The 13,472-nt window shown below is 53.2% G+C and carries 14 protein-coding genes; 4 read left to right on the top strand and 10 right to left on the bottom strand.

From position 1 onward, the window contains the following. Window positions 1–18: 18 nt before the first annotated feature. Window positions 19–1,155: a glucans biosynthesis protein MdoC gene (mdoC, locus tag HV355_RS21995; protein WP_182403441.1), complete on the bottom strand. Its 1,137-nt coding sequence runs from the start codon at window positions 1,153–1,155 to the stop codon at window positions 19–21. Between the two features lie 273 nt (window positions 1,156–1,428). Here mdoC and mdoG point away from each other — a divergent pair, with 273 nt between their 5' ends. The 3 genes from mdoG (at window position 1,429) to HV355_RS21980 (ending at window position 5,796) form a co-directional block, all read left to right on the top strand. Continuing rightward, complete coding sequence (gene mdoG / locus HV355_RS21990; RefSeq protein ID WP_010429591.1) at window positions 1,429–2,964, top strand: glucans biosynthesis protein MdoG; 1,536 nt, start codon at window positions 1,429–1,431, stop codon at window positions 2,962–2,964. Further along, window positions 2,957–5,485 carry a glucans biosynthesis glucosyltransferase MdoH gene (mdoH, locus tag HV355_RS21985; protein ID WP_182403439.1) on the top strand — a complete coding sequence of 843 codons (2,529 nt, stop codon included), beginning with the start codon at window positions 2,957–2,959 and terminating at the stop codon, window positions 5,483–5,485. The genes mdoG and mdoH overlap by 8 nt, the downstream gene beginning before the upstream one ends. 83 nt (window positions 5,486–5,568) lie before the next feature. Then, window positions 5,569–5,796, top strand: coding sequence for a YceK/YidQ family lipoprotein (locus HV355_RS21980; RefSeq protein ID WP_010429597.1), 228 nt, complete (start codon window positions 5,569–5,571; stop codon window positions 5,794–5,796). A gap of 7 nt (window positions 5,797–5,803) precedes the next feature. Here the strand turns inward: HV355_RS21980 and HV355_RS21975 are convergent, their stop codons facing one another. The 3 genes from HV355_RS21975 to HV355_RS21965 form a co-directional block, all read right to left on the bottom strand. Next, window positions 5,804–6,178 (bottom strand): MysB family protein, encoded by a 375-nt coding sequence (locus tag HV355_RS21975; RefSeq protein WP_100167059.1) that lies wholly within the window; start codon window positions 6,176–6,178, stop codon window positions 5,804–5,806. Between the two features lie 86 nt (window positions 6,179–6,264). Next, window positions 6,265–7,494, bottom strand: a complete 1,230-nt coding sequence (gene mdtG / locus HV355_RS21970) for a multidrug efflux MFS transporter MdtG (RefSeq protein ID WP_182403437.1) — start codon at window positions 7,492–7,494, stop codon at window positions 6,265–6,267. Between the two features lie 139 nt (window positions 7,495–7,633). Next, complete coding sequence (locus HV355_RS21965) at window positions 7,634–8,560, bottom strand: Kdo(2)-lipid IV(A) acyltransferase (RefSeq protein ID WP_174339340.1); 927 nt, start codon at window positions 8,558–8,560, stop codon at window positions 7,634–7,636. A 219-nt stretch (window positions 8,561–8,779) separates the two neighbouring features. Between HV355_RS21965 and HV355_RS21960 the strand changes: the two genes are divergently transcribed. After that, a complete protein-coding gene (locus HV355_RS21960) occupies window positions 8,780–9,829 on the top strand; it encodes a rhodanese-related sulfurtransferase (RefSeq protein WP_108418052.1) in 1,050 nt (349 codons plus the stop codon). A gap of 37 nt (window positions 9,830–9,866) precedes the next feature. Here the strand turns inward: HV355_RS21960 and HV355_RS21955 are convergent, their stop codons facing one another. From HV355_RS21955 to dinI, 6 genes are all read right to left on the bottom strand, one after another. Continuing rightward, window positions 9,867–10,445: a YceI family protein gene (locus HV355_RS21955; RefSeq protein ID WP_010429605.1), complete on the bottom strand. Its 579-nt coding sequence runs from the start codon at window positions 10,443–10,445 to the stop codon at window positions 9,867–9,869. A 1-nt stretch (window position 10,446) separates the two neighbouring features. After that, entirely contained in the window at window positions 10,447–11,013 is a 567-nt protein-coding gene (locus HV355_RS21950; RefSeq protein ID WP_042718788.1) for a cytochrome b, read from the bottom strand. Window positions 11,014–11,239: 226 nt separating this feature from the next. Next, complete coding sequence (locus tag HV355_RS21945) at window positions 11,240–11,353, bottom strand: DUF2770 family protein (RefSeq protein WP_010429609.1); 114 nt, start codon at window positions 11,351–11,353, stop codon at window positions 11,240–11,242. Window positions 11,354–11,403: 50 nt separating this feature from the next. After that, window positions 11,404–12,522 (bottom strand): N-methyl-L-tryptophan oxidase, encoded by a 1,119-nt coding sequence (solA, locus tag HV355_RS21940; RefSeq protein WP_182403435.1) that lies wholly within the window; start codon window positions 12,520–12,522, stop codon window positions 11,404–11,406. A 116-nt stretch (window positions 12,523–12,638) separates the two neighbouring features. Then, entirely contained in the window at window positions 12,639–12,893 is a 255-nt protein-coding gene (gene bssS, locus HV355_RS21935) for a biofilm formation regulator BssS (protein WP_003858012.1), read from the bottom strand. Window positions 12,894–13,167: 274 nt separating this feature from the next. Continuing rightward, complete coding sequence (gene dinI / locus HV355_RS21930) at window positions 13,168–13,413, bottom strand: DNA damage-inducible protein I (protein ID WP_108418049.1); 246 nt, start codon at window positions 13,411–13,413, stop codon at window positions 13,168–13,170. Between the last annotated feature and the right edge of the window lie 59 nt (window positions 13,414–13,472).

Raw genomic sequence — 13,472 nt, 5'->3', positions numbered from 1 at the left:
TCGGCGCCGCTTTTTCGATCAGGCTTTAACCTGCGGTTTCCCGGAGAAGAGGAACCGCAGGAGCGGGATACGCAGGTGAATTTCGTACAGCACGATGGCAATCCCGATCACGAAGACCAGCCCGGTGAAGAAGCCCAGCGTGTTGGAAGCAATATGCGGAGTGATGTAAGTGCCGAAGAACAGCGTCAACGGGTGATGCACCAGATAAATGAACAGTGATGCATTGACGAAATAGGTAACGCGGCTGGATTTAAAGTTCAGCAGGCGATGGCCGAGGGCAAACACCACGTTCACCATCCACAAGCCCAGCAGCATGGTAATGACACTCTCCGTTTCGTACATCCACGCGTCACCGCTGCCGTAGCGCTGATTGAGAAGATAGGCCGCGAAGGCAAGGGCTGCGCCGACGGCACACCAGGGCGACGGTTGGGTAAACAACGCTTTTAACTGCGGATAGACAAACGCCAGCGCTCCCACCAGGAAGAAAGGAATGTAGAACAGCGACTGCATCACCACGAAATTAAACAGCCCGTCACTCAGGATGGGGGGATAGACAATGAACAGCGTGCGTCTGATGGCCGCGTAGACAATCCCCAGCACCAAAAAGAGCAGGGACAGTTTACCGAGCGTGATGTTGGCAAAGAAAGCGTCTGACGTAGTGCTTAAATGGCGGCGCAGACGGCTGAAGATGACCAGACTGACAGTGGTAAGAACCACCAGAACCAGCAGGAACCAAAGGTGTGAAACCAGCTCCCAGACCAGCGTATTGTACTTTTCATACAGCGACAGGTTAGGCCAGTTTTCCGCTTTGCCTTTCACATACTGCAGCATAATGAATTGCGGCAGCGTCAACAGCGGGATGGCGGTGAGCATCGGTATGCCGACGCGCTCTACGCGCACCTTCCACCATCGCTTAAGCGGGTAGCGCAAAAACAGCATATAAGAGAAGTAGCCGGATATGACAAAAAACACCTGCATACGGAAGGCGTGGATGAAGTCATTAAACAGCGTCAGCCACCAGGAGGGCATTTGGCTGTTCACGTGCCAGGTGTGGCTGGAATAAATCAATGAAATGTGAAACGGGATCCCCAATAGCATCAGCCATGCCCGGATCGAGTCGAGGAAATATTCACGTTGTACGGGTGTTGTGCTCATATAACTCAGTACATTCTCAGACTAATCGCCTTATCCCTAAGACGCATAATGGTTACATTCGAAGCCAACCCTACACCAAGACCGACACCCTGTCTCCAGGATAAGCACGCAAAGTGAAAAGCGGGTTCTTTCATTTGCTTAATCCCTGAGCCAGCGAGCTGAACAAAGCAGTGATAATGTTGTCGGATTGCCTGAGTTTCCATTAAAATGGATCGGATCGATATAAGCACACAAAGGGGGAAGTGCTTACTTATTATGAAACATAAATCACAAATGATGAAAATGCGTTGGTTGGGTGCGGCAGTGTTGTTGTCCCTGTATACCTCATCGGCCTGGTCCTTTACCATCGATGACGTTGCTAAACAGGCCAAGTCTATGGCTGGCAAGAGCTACGAAGCGCCAAAAAGTAACCTGCCCTCCGTTTTCCGTGACATGAAATACGCGGACTATCAGCAGATCCAGTTCAATCACGACAAAGCATACTGGAACAACGTTAAAACCCCGTTCAAGCTTGAGTTTTATCATCAGGGTATGTATTTCGACACGCCTGTTGCTATCAATGAAGTGACGGCAACCGCGGTACGTAAAATCAAGTACAGCCCGGATTATTTCAATTTCGGCGATGTGCAGCACGACAAAGACACGGTTAAGGACCTGGGCTTCGCCGGCTTCAAAGTGCTCTACCCAATTAACAGCAAAGATAAAAACGACGAAATCGTCAGCATGCTCGGTGCCAGCTACTTCCGCGTGATTGGCGCAGGGCAGGTGTACGGGCTTTCCGCACGTGGTCTGGCTATTGATACCGCGCTGCCATCAGGTGAAGAATTCCCACGTTTCCGCGAGTTCTGGATCGAGCGTCCTAAACCAACGGATAAACGTCTGACAATCTATGCGCTGCTGGACTCCCCTCGTGCAACCGGCGCATACCGCTTCGTGATCATGCCGGGACGCGACACTGTCGTTGACGTGCAGTCCAAAGTTTACCTGCGCGATAAAGTGGGCAAGCTGGGCGTTGCACCGCTGACCAGTATGTTCCTGTTCGGGCCGAACCAGCCGTCTCCGGCGACCAACTTCCGCCCGGAGCTGCATGACTCTAACGGTCTCTCTATCCATGCCGGTAACGGCGAGTGGATCTGGCGTCCGCTGAATAACCCGAAACACCTCGCGGTGAGCAGCTTCGCGATGGAAAATCCGCAGGGCTTTGGTCTGCTGCAGCGTGGCCGTCAGTTCTCTCGCTTTGAAGACCTGGATGACCGTTACGATCAGCGTCCAAGCGCCTGGGTAACCCCGAAAGGTGACTGGGGTAAAGGGAAAGTTGAGCTGGTTGAAATTCCAACCAACGACGAAACCAACGATAACATCGTCGCTTACTGGACCCCGGACCAGCTTCCGGAAGCCGGTAAAGAGATGAACTTCAAATACGCCATCACCTTTAGCCGTGACGAAGACAAACTGCATGCGCCGGATAACGCGTATGTGATGCAGACTCGCCGTTCAACGGGTGATGTGAAGCAGTCAAACCTGATCCGTCAGCCTGACGGCACCGTGGCTTTCATCGTGGACTTCGCGGGCCAGGACATGAAAAAACTGTCCCCGGATACCGCCGTGACCGCGCAGGCGAGCATCGGTGATAACGGTGAGATCGTTGAAAATGCCGTGCGTTACAACCCGGTAACGAAAGGGTGGCGTTTGACCCTGCGCGTGAAAGTGAAAGATCCGAAACAGACCACTGAAATGCGCGCCGCGCTGGTCAGCAACGATCAGCCGCTGAGTGAAACCTGGAGCTATCAGCTACCTGCCAATGAATAATACATCTGAATATATTGATGCCATGCCGCTGACGGACATTGAAAAAGCGGCACTGCCTAAAAGCGACATCCTTGCGGTACACACCGCGCTGGATGGCGATCATCGTCAGTTTACACGTGATGATGATACGCCGCTGGGGTCAGTAAAGGCGCGTCTGGAGCAGGCCTGGCCAGACTCGCTGGCAGAAGGACAGCTGATTAAAGACGACGAAGGGCGCGACCAGCTTCAGGCGATGCCGAAAGCCACGCGTTCTTCTATGTTCCCCGATCCATGGCGCACCAACCCGGTGGGTCGCTTCTGGGATCGCCTGCGCGGACGTGACGTCACGCCGCGCTATCTGTCGCGTCTGACCAAAGAAGAGCAGGCCTCAGAGCAGAAGTGGCGTACCGTCGGAACGATCCGTCGCTACACGCTGTTACTGCTGACGCTGGCGCAGACGGTGGTGGCAACCTGGTACATGAAGACCATTCTGCCGTATCAGGGCTGGGCGCTGATCAACCCGGCTGACATGGTAGGCCAGGATATCTGGGTCTCCTTCATGCAGTTGCTGCCTTACATTCTGCAAAGCGGCATTCTGCTGCTGTTCGCCGTTCTCTTCTGCTGGGTCTCGGCGGGTTTCTGGACCGCGCTGATGGGCTTCCTGCAGCTGCTGATGGGGCGTGATAAATACAGTATTTCAGCGTCAACGGTCGGGGATGAGCCCCTCAATCCTGAGCACCGTACTGCGCTGATTATGCCTATCTGTAACGAAGACGTTGACCGCGTGTTTGCGGGGCTGCGCGCAACCTGGGAGTCTGTTAAGGCGACCGGTAACGCCGAGCATTTTGACGTTTATATCCTGAGCGACAGCTACAACCCGGATATCTGCGTAGCAGAACAAAAAGCCTGGATGGAGTTGATTGCGGAAGTGCAGGGCGAAGGCCAGATCTTCTATCGTCGCCGTCGCCGTCGTGTGAAGCGTAAAAGCGGTAACATCGATGACTTCTGCCGTCGCTGGGGTAATCAGTACAGCTACATGGTGGTCCTGGATGCCGACTCCGTGATGAGCGGTGACTGTCTGAGCGGTCTGGTCCGCCTGATGGAAGCCAACCCGAACGCCGGTATCATTCAGTCCTCGCCGAAAGCGTCCGGAATGGACACGCTTTACGCACGTTGCCAGCAGTTCGCGACCCGTGTGTACGGCCCGCTGTTTACGGCTGGTCTGCACTTCTGGCAGTTGGGTGAATCCCACTACTGGGGCCACAATGCGATTATCCGCGTGAAGCCGTTCATTGAGCACTGTGCGCTTGCGCCGCTGCCGGGTGAAGGGTCTTTTGCCGGGTCGATTCTGTCGCATGACTTCGTGGAAGCAGCGCTGATGCGCCGCGCAGGGTGGGGCGTCTGGATTGCCTACGACCTGCCAGGCTCATACGAAGAACTGCCGCCGAACCTGCTGGATGAGCTCAAGCGTGACCGTCGCTGGTGCCACGGTAACCTGATGAACTTCCGCCTGTTCCTGGTGAAAGGGATGCACCCGGTTCACCGTGCGGTATTCCTGACCGGCGTGATGTCCTATCTCTCTGCACCGCTGTGGTTTATGTTCCTGGCGCTGTCGACTGCCTTACAGGTGGTTCATGCCCTGACGGAGCCGCAATACTTCCTGCAACCGCGCCAGCTGTTCCCGGTGTGGCCGCAGTGGCGTCCGGAGCTGGCGATAGCGCTGTTTGCGTCGACAATGGTGCTGCTGTTCCTGCCTAAGCTGCTCAGTATCATCCTGATCTGGTGCAAAGGCTCGAAAGAGTATGGCGGTTTCTGCCGCGTGACGCTCTCGCTGCTGCTGGAAGTGCTGTTCTCCGTGCTGCTGGCGCCGGTGCGCATGCTGTTCCATACCGTGTTTGTGGTCAGCGCGTTCCTGGGCTGGGAAGTGGTCTGGAATTCACCGCAGCGTGATGACGACTCCACCCCGTGGAGCGAAGCCTTCATGCGTCACGGTTCGCAGCTGCTGCTCGGTCTGGTGTGGGCTGCGGGGATGGCGTGGCTGGATCTGCGCTTCCTGTTCTGGCTGGCGCCGATTGTCTTCTCGCTGATCCTGTCGCCGTTTGTGTCTGTGATCTCCAGCCGTTCAACGGTGGGGCTGCGTACCAAACGCTGGAAGCTGTTCCTGATCCCGGAAGAGTATTCCCCGCCGCAGGTGCTGGTGGATACCGACAAGTACCTGGAGCAGAACCGCAGCCGTTCGCTGGATGATGGCTTTATGCACGCGGTGTTTAACCCGTCATTCAACGCCCTGGCGATGGCAATGGCGACCGCGCGTCACCGCGCCAGCCAGGTGCTGGAGATCGCCCGCGATCGCCACGTTGAGCAGGCGCTGAACGAGACGCCGGAAAAACTCAATCGCGACCGCCGTTTGGTTCTGCTGAGCGACCCGGTCACCATGGCGAGGCTTCACTATCGCGTGTGGTCTGCACCGGAGAAATACTCTTCGTGGGTGGGCTACTACAAAGAGCTGAAGCTGAATCCGCTGGCGCTGAAGGCGAAGTAAGCTGCTAAGTAGGGCGGGTAAGCGAAGTGCACCCGCCAGATAAAATACCGGCTGCGAGGCCGGTATTTTTTTAGAGGTAATGAATGAAAATAATTGTCGTGGTGTTGATGACATGTCTGCTCAGCGGCTGCGGCAGCATTATCAGCCGCACTATTCCGGGACAAGGTCACGGGAATCAGTATTATCCCGGCGTCAAATGGGACGTACGAGATTCCGCCTGGCGCTACCTGACCGTGCTCGATCTGCCGTTTTCGCTGATCTTCGACACGCTATTGCTGCCCATCGACGCCAGTCACGGGCCTTACGAGTAATGAGAGCTTAACGTTCGTCCCACTCATCGGCTGCGGTCTGGCCCTCTTCGGTATCCAGCGGCGGTTCGAGTTGAAATTCGCCCTCATCCCATTCATGCAGGGTATTTTCTTCAAGCCATTCCTGGCGTAATTCAATTTCGTCGTAATCGCCATCAAAGACGGCCTGAGCACCTTCACCGCTCAATATCGGCAAACATTCTCCCTCTTCACCGTCATCGGCAAAAAATTCGGCCTGCCACATAATATCGCCGTCCTGCAGGACATACTTTTGGATATTGAGTTGTTGCACGTCAGCATCTTCTTCCTCAATGCCGGGATTATCGGCGAGAAATTCTTCACGAGCGGCATCAATAGCTTCTTCCAGCGTGGCGTACATGGTCATCGGTGTCTCCCTGTTTTTCATGAAGGTATTCAGGGAAAGAATAGCTGATTCTCTGATTTTGCAAGTATGAATGCGAAAATAAGCCGTCAGGCATTTGTCTTATTCAGTTCAGAACGCATCGTCCGGGATAAACTGAACCAGGAGTAAATGGCGTTAAACAGCACGACACCGGCCGTGACGATAAAAACGGCGCGAAAGCCAAAGCTGGCGGAAATGCCCGCCCCGACAAGCGGCCCGGTGACGTTGCCGATATCACGAAACGACTGGTTATAGCTAAAAATACGTCCGGCGATTTGGTTCGTTGAGTTGTAGACCAGCAGGGTCTGTACGGCAGGTAATAACGCACCGTCTGCCGCGCCGAGCAAAAAGCGCAGCAGGCCGAGTTGCCAGGGAGACTGCACCATCGCCATCGGGATGAGTAACAGAACGGAAATCACCAGGGCACAAATCAGGATCTTTTCGGGCCCAACACGGTCGCCGAGTTTTCCCAGCCTGGGCGCGCTGAGCAGTGCCGCCACGCCAGGTACTGATGCGGTCAGCCCGCTGATAAAGGCAATGTTGCTGACGTTGCCCGCCAGATCGCGCACGTACAGCGTTAAAATCGGGGCGATCGACCCGGTCGCCACCTGAATAATCATGGTCGTCACGAACAGGCTCAACACCAGTTTGGGGTTTTTCAGCGAGGTAAGAACATCCCGGGCATGAAGCATCTCTTTTTTGGTGACCGGCGTGAATTTTTCGCGGATACAGAGCAAGGTGACGACAAAGCAGAGGAACAGCACGCTGGCGGTGATGAAAAAGACGGGCCGCAGGCCGTAGCTATCCGCCAGTAAGCCGCCCGCCAGAGGTCCAAGCAGCGCACCGCTGACGCCACCCGTTGAGAGCGTACCGAGAGCCCAGCCGCTTTTATGGCGTGGAATTTGTGTGGCAATCAGGGCGTTGGCATTGGGAATGAATCCGCCCAGTAGGCCAAGCAGTGCGCGCAGCACCAGGAACTGCCAGACGTTTTGCGCCACGCCCATCAGCGCCATAATAATAGCCATCCCGAGCGCTGAACGTAGCAGCATAATTTTTCGCCCCTTGCGGTCGGCAAGGCCGCCCCAGAATGGCGAAGCGATAGCGGAAAACAGAAAGGTGATGCTAAACACCAGACCTGACCACATATTGAGCGCGCTGTGGCCCGTAACGCCAAGCTGTTCAACGTAGAGAGGCAGGAAAGGCATGACCAGGCTGAACGCCGCACCCGTCAGAAAGCAGCCGAGCCAGGCAACCGCGAGGTTGCGTTTCCAGTTTATGGGAGCATCTGAGGGTGACATAACTCTCCGCAAATTAAGATACAGTGCGCCGGGAAGGGGAAGTAATAAGCGTGCTAATTATGCGCCTGGGTCAGGATTGCCGCAATGTGGGGGAGCTTTTAAAGCTAAAACAGCATGCGGCCCGGAGGCCGCATGACAATCAGTATCGGGAGGGAACGCCTTGCGGGCGCGTTTTAAAGCGGCGGTGGAGCCACATGTACTGCTCCGGTGCCATCATGATGCATTTCTCCACAATATCGTTCATCCAGCGCGCGGTGGTTTCTGCGTCGTCCAGAGGAGGCGTGCGTTCTGGCTCAAGCATGATGAGCTGATAGCCTGAACCATCCGGCTTGCGGCGTGGGACAAAGGGAACAATAGCCGCTTTAGACATTCGGGCGAGCATCCAGGTCCCCGTGGTGGTCGCCGCTTCTTCGACGGCAAAAAACGGCACAAACACGCTGGATTGCGGGCCGTAATCGTGATCGGGGGCGTACCAAACCACCTCACCGGATTTGAGGGCGCGGATCATGCCCTTCAGATCTTTACGGTCAATCATGCTTTTGTTAGAGCGCATGCGGCCATTGGTCTGGATGAGATCGATGACCGGGTTGTCATTCGGCCGATATACGCCAATACCAGGCGCCTGCATGCCAAACATACGCGCGCCAATTTCAAGCGTCAGGAAATGGACGCCAATCAACAGTACGCCGGTCTGATTAGCCTGCAACGTGTGCACGGGCTCCATACCTGTTCCGGCAACCTCCGTCCAGCGGGCCATTCTTTTGTCCGACCAGAACCATGCAATGCCTGTTTCCATCAGCCCCATGCCAACGGATTCGAAATTTTTAACCACCATATCGTGACGTTCTGTCTCACTCATCTGCGGAAAACAGAGTTCGAGGTTGCGGTAAGCAATCCTGACGCGGCGTTTCATGAATTTCCGGGCAACGTGGCCGATCCCTTTACCGAGGCGGAAAATAACCGGGTAAGGAAGTTGTACGATAAGCCACAACAAGCCTATGCCAATCCAGGTCAACCAATAGCGGGGATGCAAAAGGGCGGCAGTAAATTTCGGTAACTGGGTCATGTCTGTCCTGTGTTCTTACGTCCTGAATGGCTATTCTCGCATTTTTTAGTACGTAGCCAAAATGTCTGTCATCGAAACGTGCACGAATCCAGCATTTGTTAATCCTGGTAAATCAGGTAGGCTGAAATGTAGCGTAAATTGTGTGGATGTAAATTAGCTTTGTTTGCTATATGATGCCGACCGATTTTAATTCTCTAACGATTGCAGGACTTGTACACCATGCCAGTGTTACACAACCGCGTATCGAATGAGATGTTGAAGGCGCGTATGTTGGCTGAAACCGAACCGCGCACGACCATCTCATTCTACAAATACTTCACTATCAACGATCCACAAGCGACCCGCGATGAACTCTATCAGGCATTGACTGCGCTCAATGTCTTCGGGCGCGTCTATCTGGCGCGTGAGGGCATCAATGCACAGATCAGCGTGCCGGAAAGTCAGGTGAACGCCTTCCGTGATTTTCTTTACGGCTTCGATCCGGCGCTTAATGGCTTACGCCTGAACATTGCGCTGGATGATGACGGGAAATCGTTCTGGGTTCTGCGCATGAAAGTGCGTGAGCGTATCGTGGCTGACGGTATTGACGATCCCAGCTTTAATGCGGGTGACGTCGGGGAATACCTGAAGGCCGCTGAAGTGAACGCCATGCTTGACGATCCTGATGCGGTCTTTATCGATATGCGCAACCACTATGAGTATGAAGTGGGCCATTTCGAGAACGCGATGGAAATTCCGGCTGATACCTTCCGCGAGCAACTGCCAAAAGCGGTTGAGATGATGCAGGAACATAAAGACAAAAAGATCGTGATGTACTGCACCGGCGGGATCCGCTGTGAGAAAGCCAGTGCGTGGATGAAGCACAACGGTTTCAACAAGGTCTGGCACATCGAAGGTGGCATCATTGAGTATGCTCGCCGCGCGCGTGAGCAGGGCCTGCCGGTGCGCTTTATCGGCAAAAACTTTGTCTTTGACGAGCGCATGGGGGAGCGTATTTCCGACGACGTGATCGCCCACTGCCACCAGTGCGGAACGCCTTGCGATACGCATACCAACTGCAAAAACGACGGTTGCCACCTGCTGTTTATTCAGTGTCCAACCTGCGCTGAGAAATTTAACGGCTGCTGTAGTGAGCTGTGCAGCGAAGAGAGCGTGCTGCCGGAAGAAGAGCAGCGTCGCCGTCGCGCAGGTCGCGAAAACGGGAACAAGATTTTTAATAAATCCCGCGGACGTCTGAATACCAAACTGGGTATTCCCGACCCTGAGTAATGTTTATGCCCGACGGAAAATACCGCCGGGCATATTTTTATCCCTTCTGCTGAACGCCTTCTACGGAAATAATCAGTTCAACATCCTGAGATGCCGGGCCTAAATCCGTGGTGATGTTAAAGTCTTTCAGGTGAATTTTACCTGCAGCTTCAAAGCCTGCACGTTTTCCGCCCCACGGATCATCACCCTGACCAAGCAATTTCGCATTAAGAGTGACGGGTTTCGTTACGCCATTAAGCGTCAGGTTGCCGGTAATATCCAGCTTGTCACCGTCCTTTTTCACGCCGGTAGAGGCGAATGTCGCCTGCGGGAATTTCGATACGTTCAGAAATTCTGCACTGCGTAAATGTTTATCACGCTCGGCGTGGTTAGTATCCACGCTATTGGTATTGATGGTGACATTGACTTTATCCGCTGCCGGATTTTTCTCGTCAAAAGTAAAGGTGCCATCAAAATCGTTAAAGGTGCCATATAGCCAGCTATAGCCAAGATGCTGAATACGGAAATTGACGAAGGCATGTTGGCCCTCTTTATCAATTTTATAATCAGCCGCAACAGCAGAACCGGTGGTGAATAACAGTGAACCTAAGGCGATGCCCAGCAGGTGTTTTTTCATTTTATGCTCCAGAGTCAGAAGACGAACGGCCAAGCATGCGCTTCAGCGTGTCGTCTTTATCGATAACGTGATGTTTGAGGGCTGCGAGCCCGTGAAGGACAGAAAGAATAACCACGCTCCAGGCCAGCCACAGATGGACAACGCCAGCGGTATCCGCCTGGACGCCAGCATCGCTGAGCGTGGCGGGAACGTCAAAAAGACCAAAGACGCTGATCGGCTTGCCATCTGCTGTTGAAATAAGGTATCCGCTAATCAGAATGGCAAAAAGCAGGGCGTAGAGCGCAATATGGGCCGCGACAGCGCTCACGCGCGTGAATTTACCGTGAGTTTTCGGCGCGGGTGGCGGCGGGGATATATGTCGCCAGACGACGCGAACAACCAGACCCATCATCAACAGGACACCTATGCTTTTATGCAGTTCCGGTGCCTGGTGATACCAGCCGTCATAATAGCTTAACGTGACCATCCAGAGCCCAAGCCCGAACATAGCATACACCGCAAGCGCGAATATCCAGTGCAAACCTATGGATATTATTCCGTAGCGATGGGGGGTATTACGCAATTGCATAGGAGATACCACTCAAAATCATTCGAGCAATAAAAATGAACGGGAATAGAGAATATTGCAACTGAAATAAGTAGATAACGTTTTTAATTTAATTTATTTCAGCGTATTTGAAGGTGTTGCGCGGATGTATTTCAAAAGCTTCGAGCAATATAACTCAGGCGGAATCAGTAGATGCGTTAAAAAATAATTAACCTCAAGAAGTGTCAATAAACGTCAGCGTTTCTTTTCAATAAAATACAATGTAAATAACATCAATGATGGCCAGCAGCGCCCACAACAACAGATAGAGCATAAAATGCTCGCGAATATTATTGACGAGTAAATCGACGATCCTGCGCATCATTTTTCCTCAGATAAAAGAGGCTCCGGGGGACCGGAGCCTGGCGGGTATTATCCGTTAAAACGTGAGAGCGAGAAGGGCTGTAGATCAAATGGAGGCGTAATACCCTGCGCAAACTGCGCGGCAATTTCGCCAAGCACGGAGGCGAACTTGAAACCGTGGCCGCTGAGCCCGGTAATGAGCAGCGTGTTGTCATGTCCCGGCAGGGTATCAATGATGAAATCTTCATCAGGCGTATTGTCATAGGTGCAGGCTGCGCCGTAGAGCAAGCCGCCAACGCCCGGCAGGATAGTGCGCAGGAACATGAACGCTTCTGAACCATCCTGAGGGTATGCGCCATAGGGTTTGCGCTCCTCAGGCGTGGAGATAATTTGTCCGCCGTTGTGTTTGCCAATCTTAAGCGCGTCTTTCTCTGACGGGAAGCCGTAGAACTGATCGCCGTTCGGTAACTCGCCGGTGAATGCCGGGAATTTATTCTGCGTGCTGTAACGCCCGTCTGACTGGAACCAGGAGAAGACTTTGCGCACGGGCTGAATGGGCAGATCCGGGAGCAGTTTTGTTACCCAGGTTCCGGCGCTAATTAGCAGCCGAGACGCAGAATAGTCTCCGTCAGCGGTGGTGACGGTGACACCGTCAGCATGATGGCTAATGCCGCTTACGGGGCAGTTGAACAACTGGGCACAGCCGGCTTTTGCCGCCAAATCAATCCAGGTCTTAATGGCCGCTTCACAATGCAGTACGCCCGAGTTGGCTTCAAACAGCCCGATGTAATCATCCGGAACGGCGATCTCCGGCCAGCGTTGCATAATGCCGTTCGCATCCAGACGTTCAACATCAAGATCAAATTCCTTCGCGCTCTGTTCCACGTTCGCAAGAAATGCAGAACTGGCCGGGCCAAGGTTGATAATCCCCGTGCGGTCAAAAATGCGTTCTTCGGTCAGCGTTGCCAGTTCATCCCACAGCGTCTGGGCACGTAATACCAGCGGGACATAACGCTCCCCTTCACCATAGGCGTGGCGAATAAGACGGGTATCCCCGTGATGGCTACCTTCCGCGTGCGGAGGAAGATGGGCATCAATCATCAGAACCTTCAGACCGGCCTGCGTTGCGTAATAACCGGCAGCAGAACCTACGGAACCGCTGCCAATAATGATTAAGTCGTATCTCATATGCATCTCGTTAACTCACGCTTTGTTAGCAGAGTAATTAACTATGCGGGCTGACACAAGGGAGAAATAAATAAGGCACCACGTGGGTGCCTGTTGAGTGAAAAATGGGCATTGTACTAATGCCGTTTATACTCATTTTCCTGATAGTCGCCAGATTCTATTTTTGCGATACCTGCTTCTAAAATAGAAATAAACTGACGGGCGACGTCTGTTGTAAGCCACAGCGTCTGTCCAACTTCCGCTTCGTCACGGTTGAGTTGATTTGGGGTCTGGTAGTGCAAACGCAGCATCAGCGCATCGTAGCTATCTACGGTACTGATATCCCAGCCGACAAGCGGGTGGGTCTGGATGACTTCACTATTCTTTTCCATTATAACCCCCTAAATGCGTGTTAGAAGACAACGGCTTTGAGGTTCAATGCATGTTTTTCTGAAAGCATCTTCAGTATACAAGTAATAAGGGTTCCGAAGAGAAAAATAAACAGCTGGCAACACATTTTTCTGCGTTTTAGGATTCTTCGAACAATAAAACACCGTCTTGTTCACGATTTTCTAAGAAGATGCTGAAATAATTTGAACTTATCCAGGATAAAAAAACAAAAAAAGCCGGGGCGACCCGGCAAAACAAAACAATGAGGGAGCAAGGTTAATCCGTTATGAACCAGTCGTCGGCGCTTTCCCACGTTTCCTGCAGGATGTCGCGGATGCGATCTTTGTCTTCTTTTGCACCGCCGATGACGGAGAGGTTGTTTGCGGCCGCGTAACGTACCGTTACGGCGCCATCATTTTCAGGAAAGGTGCTGTGAATACGACGGGATAACTCGCCCGCCAGCGCATCGAGTGCGCCAGCAGGCAGAACGGTTGTTTTGGCAATGGTGACTTCAATACGCATAAATGCCCCCTGTGTAATATACTGTTTATATATACAGGTATATTATGAATTTGACAACA

The organism is Enterobacter sp. RHBSTW-01064, from assembly GCF_014103035.1.
Classification (GTDB): domain Bacteria; phylum Pseudomonadota; class Gammaproteobacteria; order Enterobacterales; family Enterobacteriaceae; genus Enterobacter; species Enterobacter mori.
This window is presented reverse-complemented; position numbering and strand designations above follow the sequence as displayed.

Excerpts from the sequence above, each read along its gene's own strand:
- HV355_RS21955 (WP_010429605.1), bottom strand. The coding sequence starts at position 10,445 with ATGAAAAAACACCTGCTGGGCATCGCCTTAGGTTCACTGTTATTCACC.
- HV355_RS21945 (WP_010429609.1), bottom strand. The coding sequence starts at position 11,353 with ATGCGCAGGATCGTCGATTTACTCGTCAATAATATTCGCGAGCATTTT.
- HV355_RS21975 (WP_100167059.1), bottom strand. The coding sequence starts at position 6,178 with ATGACCATGTACGCCACGCTGGAAGAAGCTATTGATGCCGCTCGTGAA.
- dinI (WP_108418049.1), bottom strand. The coding sequence starts at position 13,413 with ATGCGTATTGAAGTCACCATTGCCAAAACAACCGTTCTGCCTGCTGGC.
- solA (WP_182403435.1), bottom strand. The coding sequence starts at position 12,522 with ATGAGATACGACTTAATCATTATTGGCAGCGGTTCCGTAGGTTCTGCT.
- HV355_RS21965 (WP_174339340.1), bottom strand. The coding sequence starts at position 8,560 with ATGACCCAGTTACCGAAATTTACTGCCGCCCTTTTGCATCCCCGCTAT.
- HV355_RS21980 (WP_010429597.1), top strand. The coding sequence starts at position 5,569 with ATGAAAATAATTGTCGTGGTGTTGATGACATGTCTGCTCAGCGGCTGC.
- bssS (WP_003858012.1), bottom strand. The coding sequence starts at position 12,893 with ATGGAAAAGAATAGTGAAGTCATCCAGACCCACCCGCTTGTCGGCTGG.
- HV355_RS21960 (WP_108418052.1), top strand. The coding sequence starts at position 8,780 with ATGCCAGTGTTACACAACCGCGTATCGAATGAGATGTTGAAGGCGCGT.
- mdtG (WP_182403437.1), bottom strand. The coding sequence starts at position 7,494 with ATGTCACCCTCAGATGCTCCCATAAACTGGAAACGCAACCTCGCGGTT.
- mdoH (WP_182403439.1), top strand. The coding sequence starts at position 2,957 with ATGAATAATACATCTGAATATATTGATGCCATGCCGCTGACGGACATT.
- mdoG (WP_010429591.1), top strand. The coding sequence starts at position 1,429 with ATGATGAAAATGCGTTGGTTGGGTGCGGCAGTGTTGTTGTCCCTGTAT.
- HV355_RS21950 (WP_042718788.1), bottom strand. The coding sequence starts at position 11,013 with ATGCAATTGCGTAATACCCCCCATCGCTACGGAATAATATCCATAGGT.
- mdoC (WP_182403441.1), bottom strand. The coding sequence starts at position 1,155 with ATGAGCACAACACCCGTACAACGTGAATATTTCCTCGACTCGATCCGG.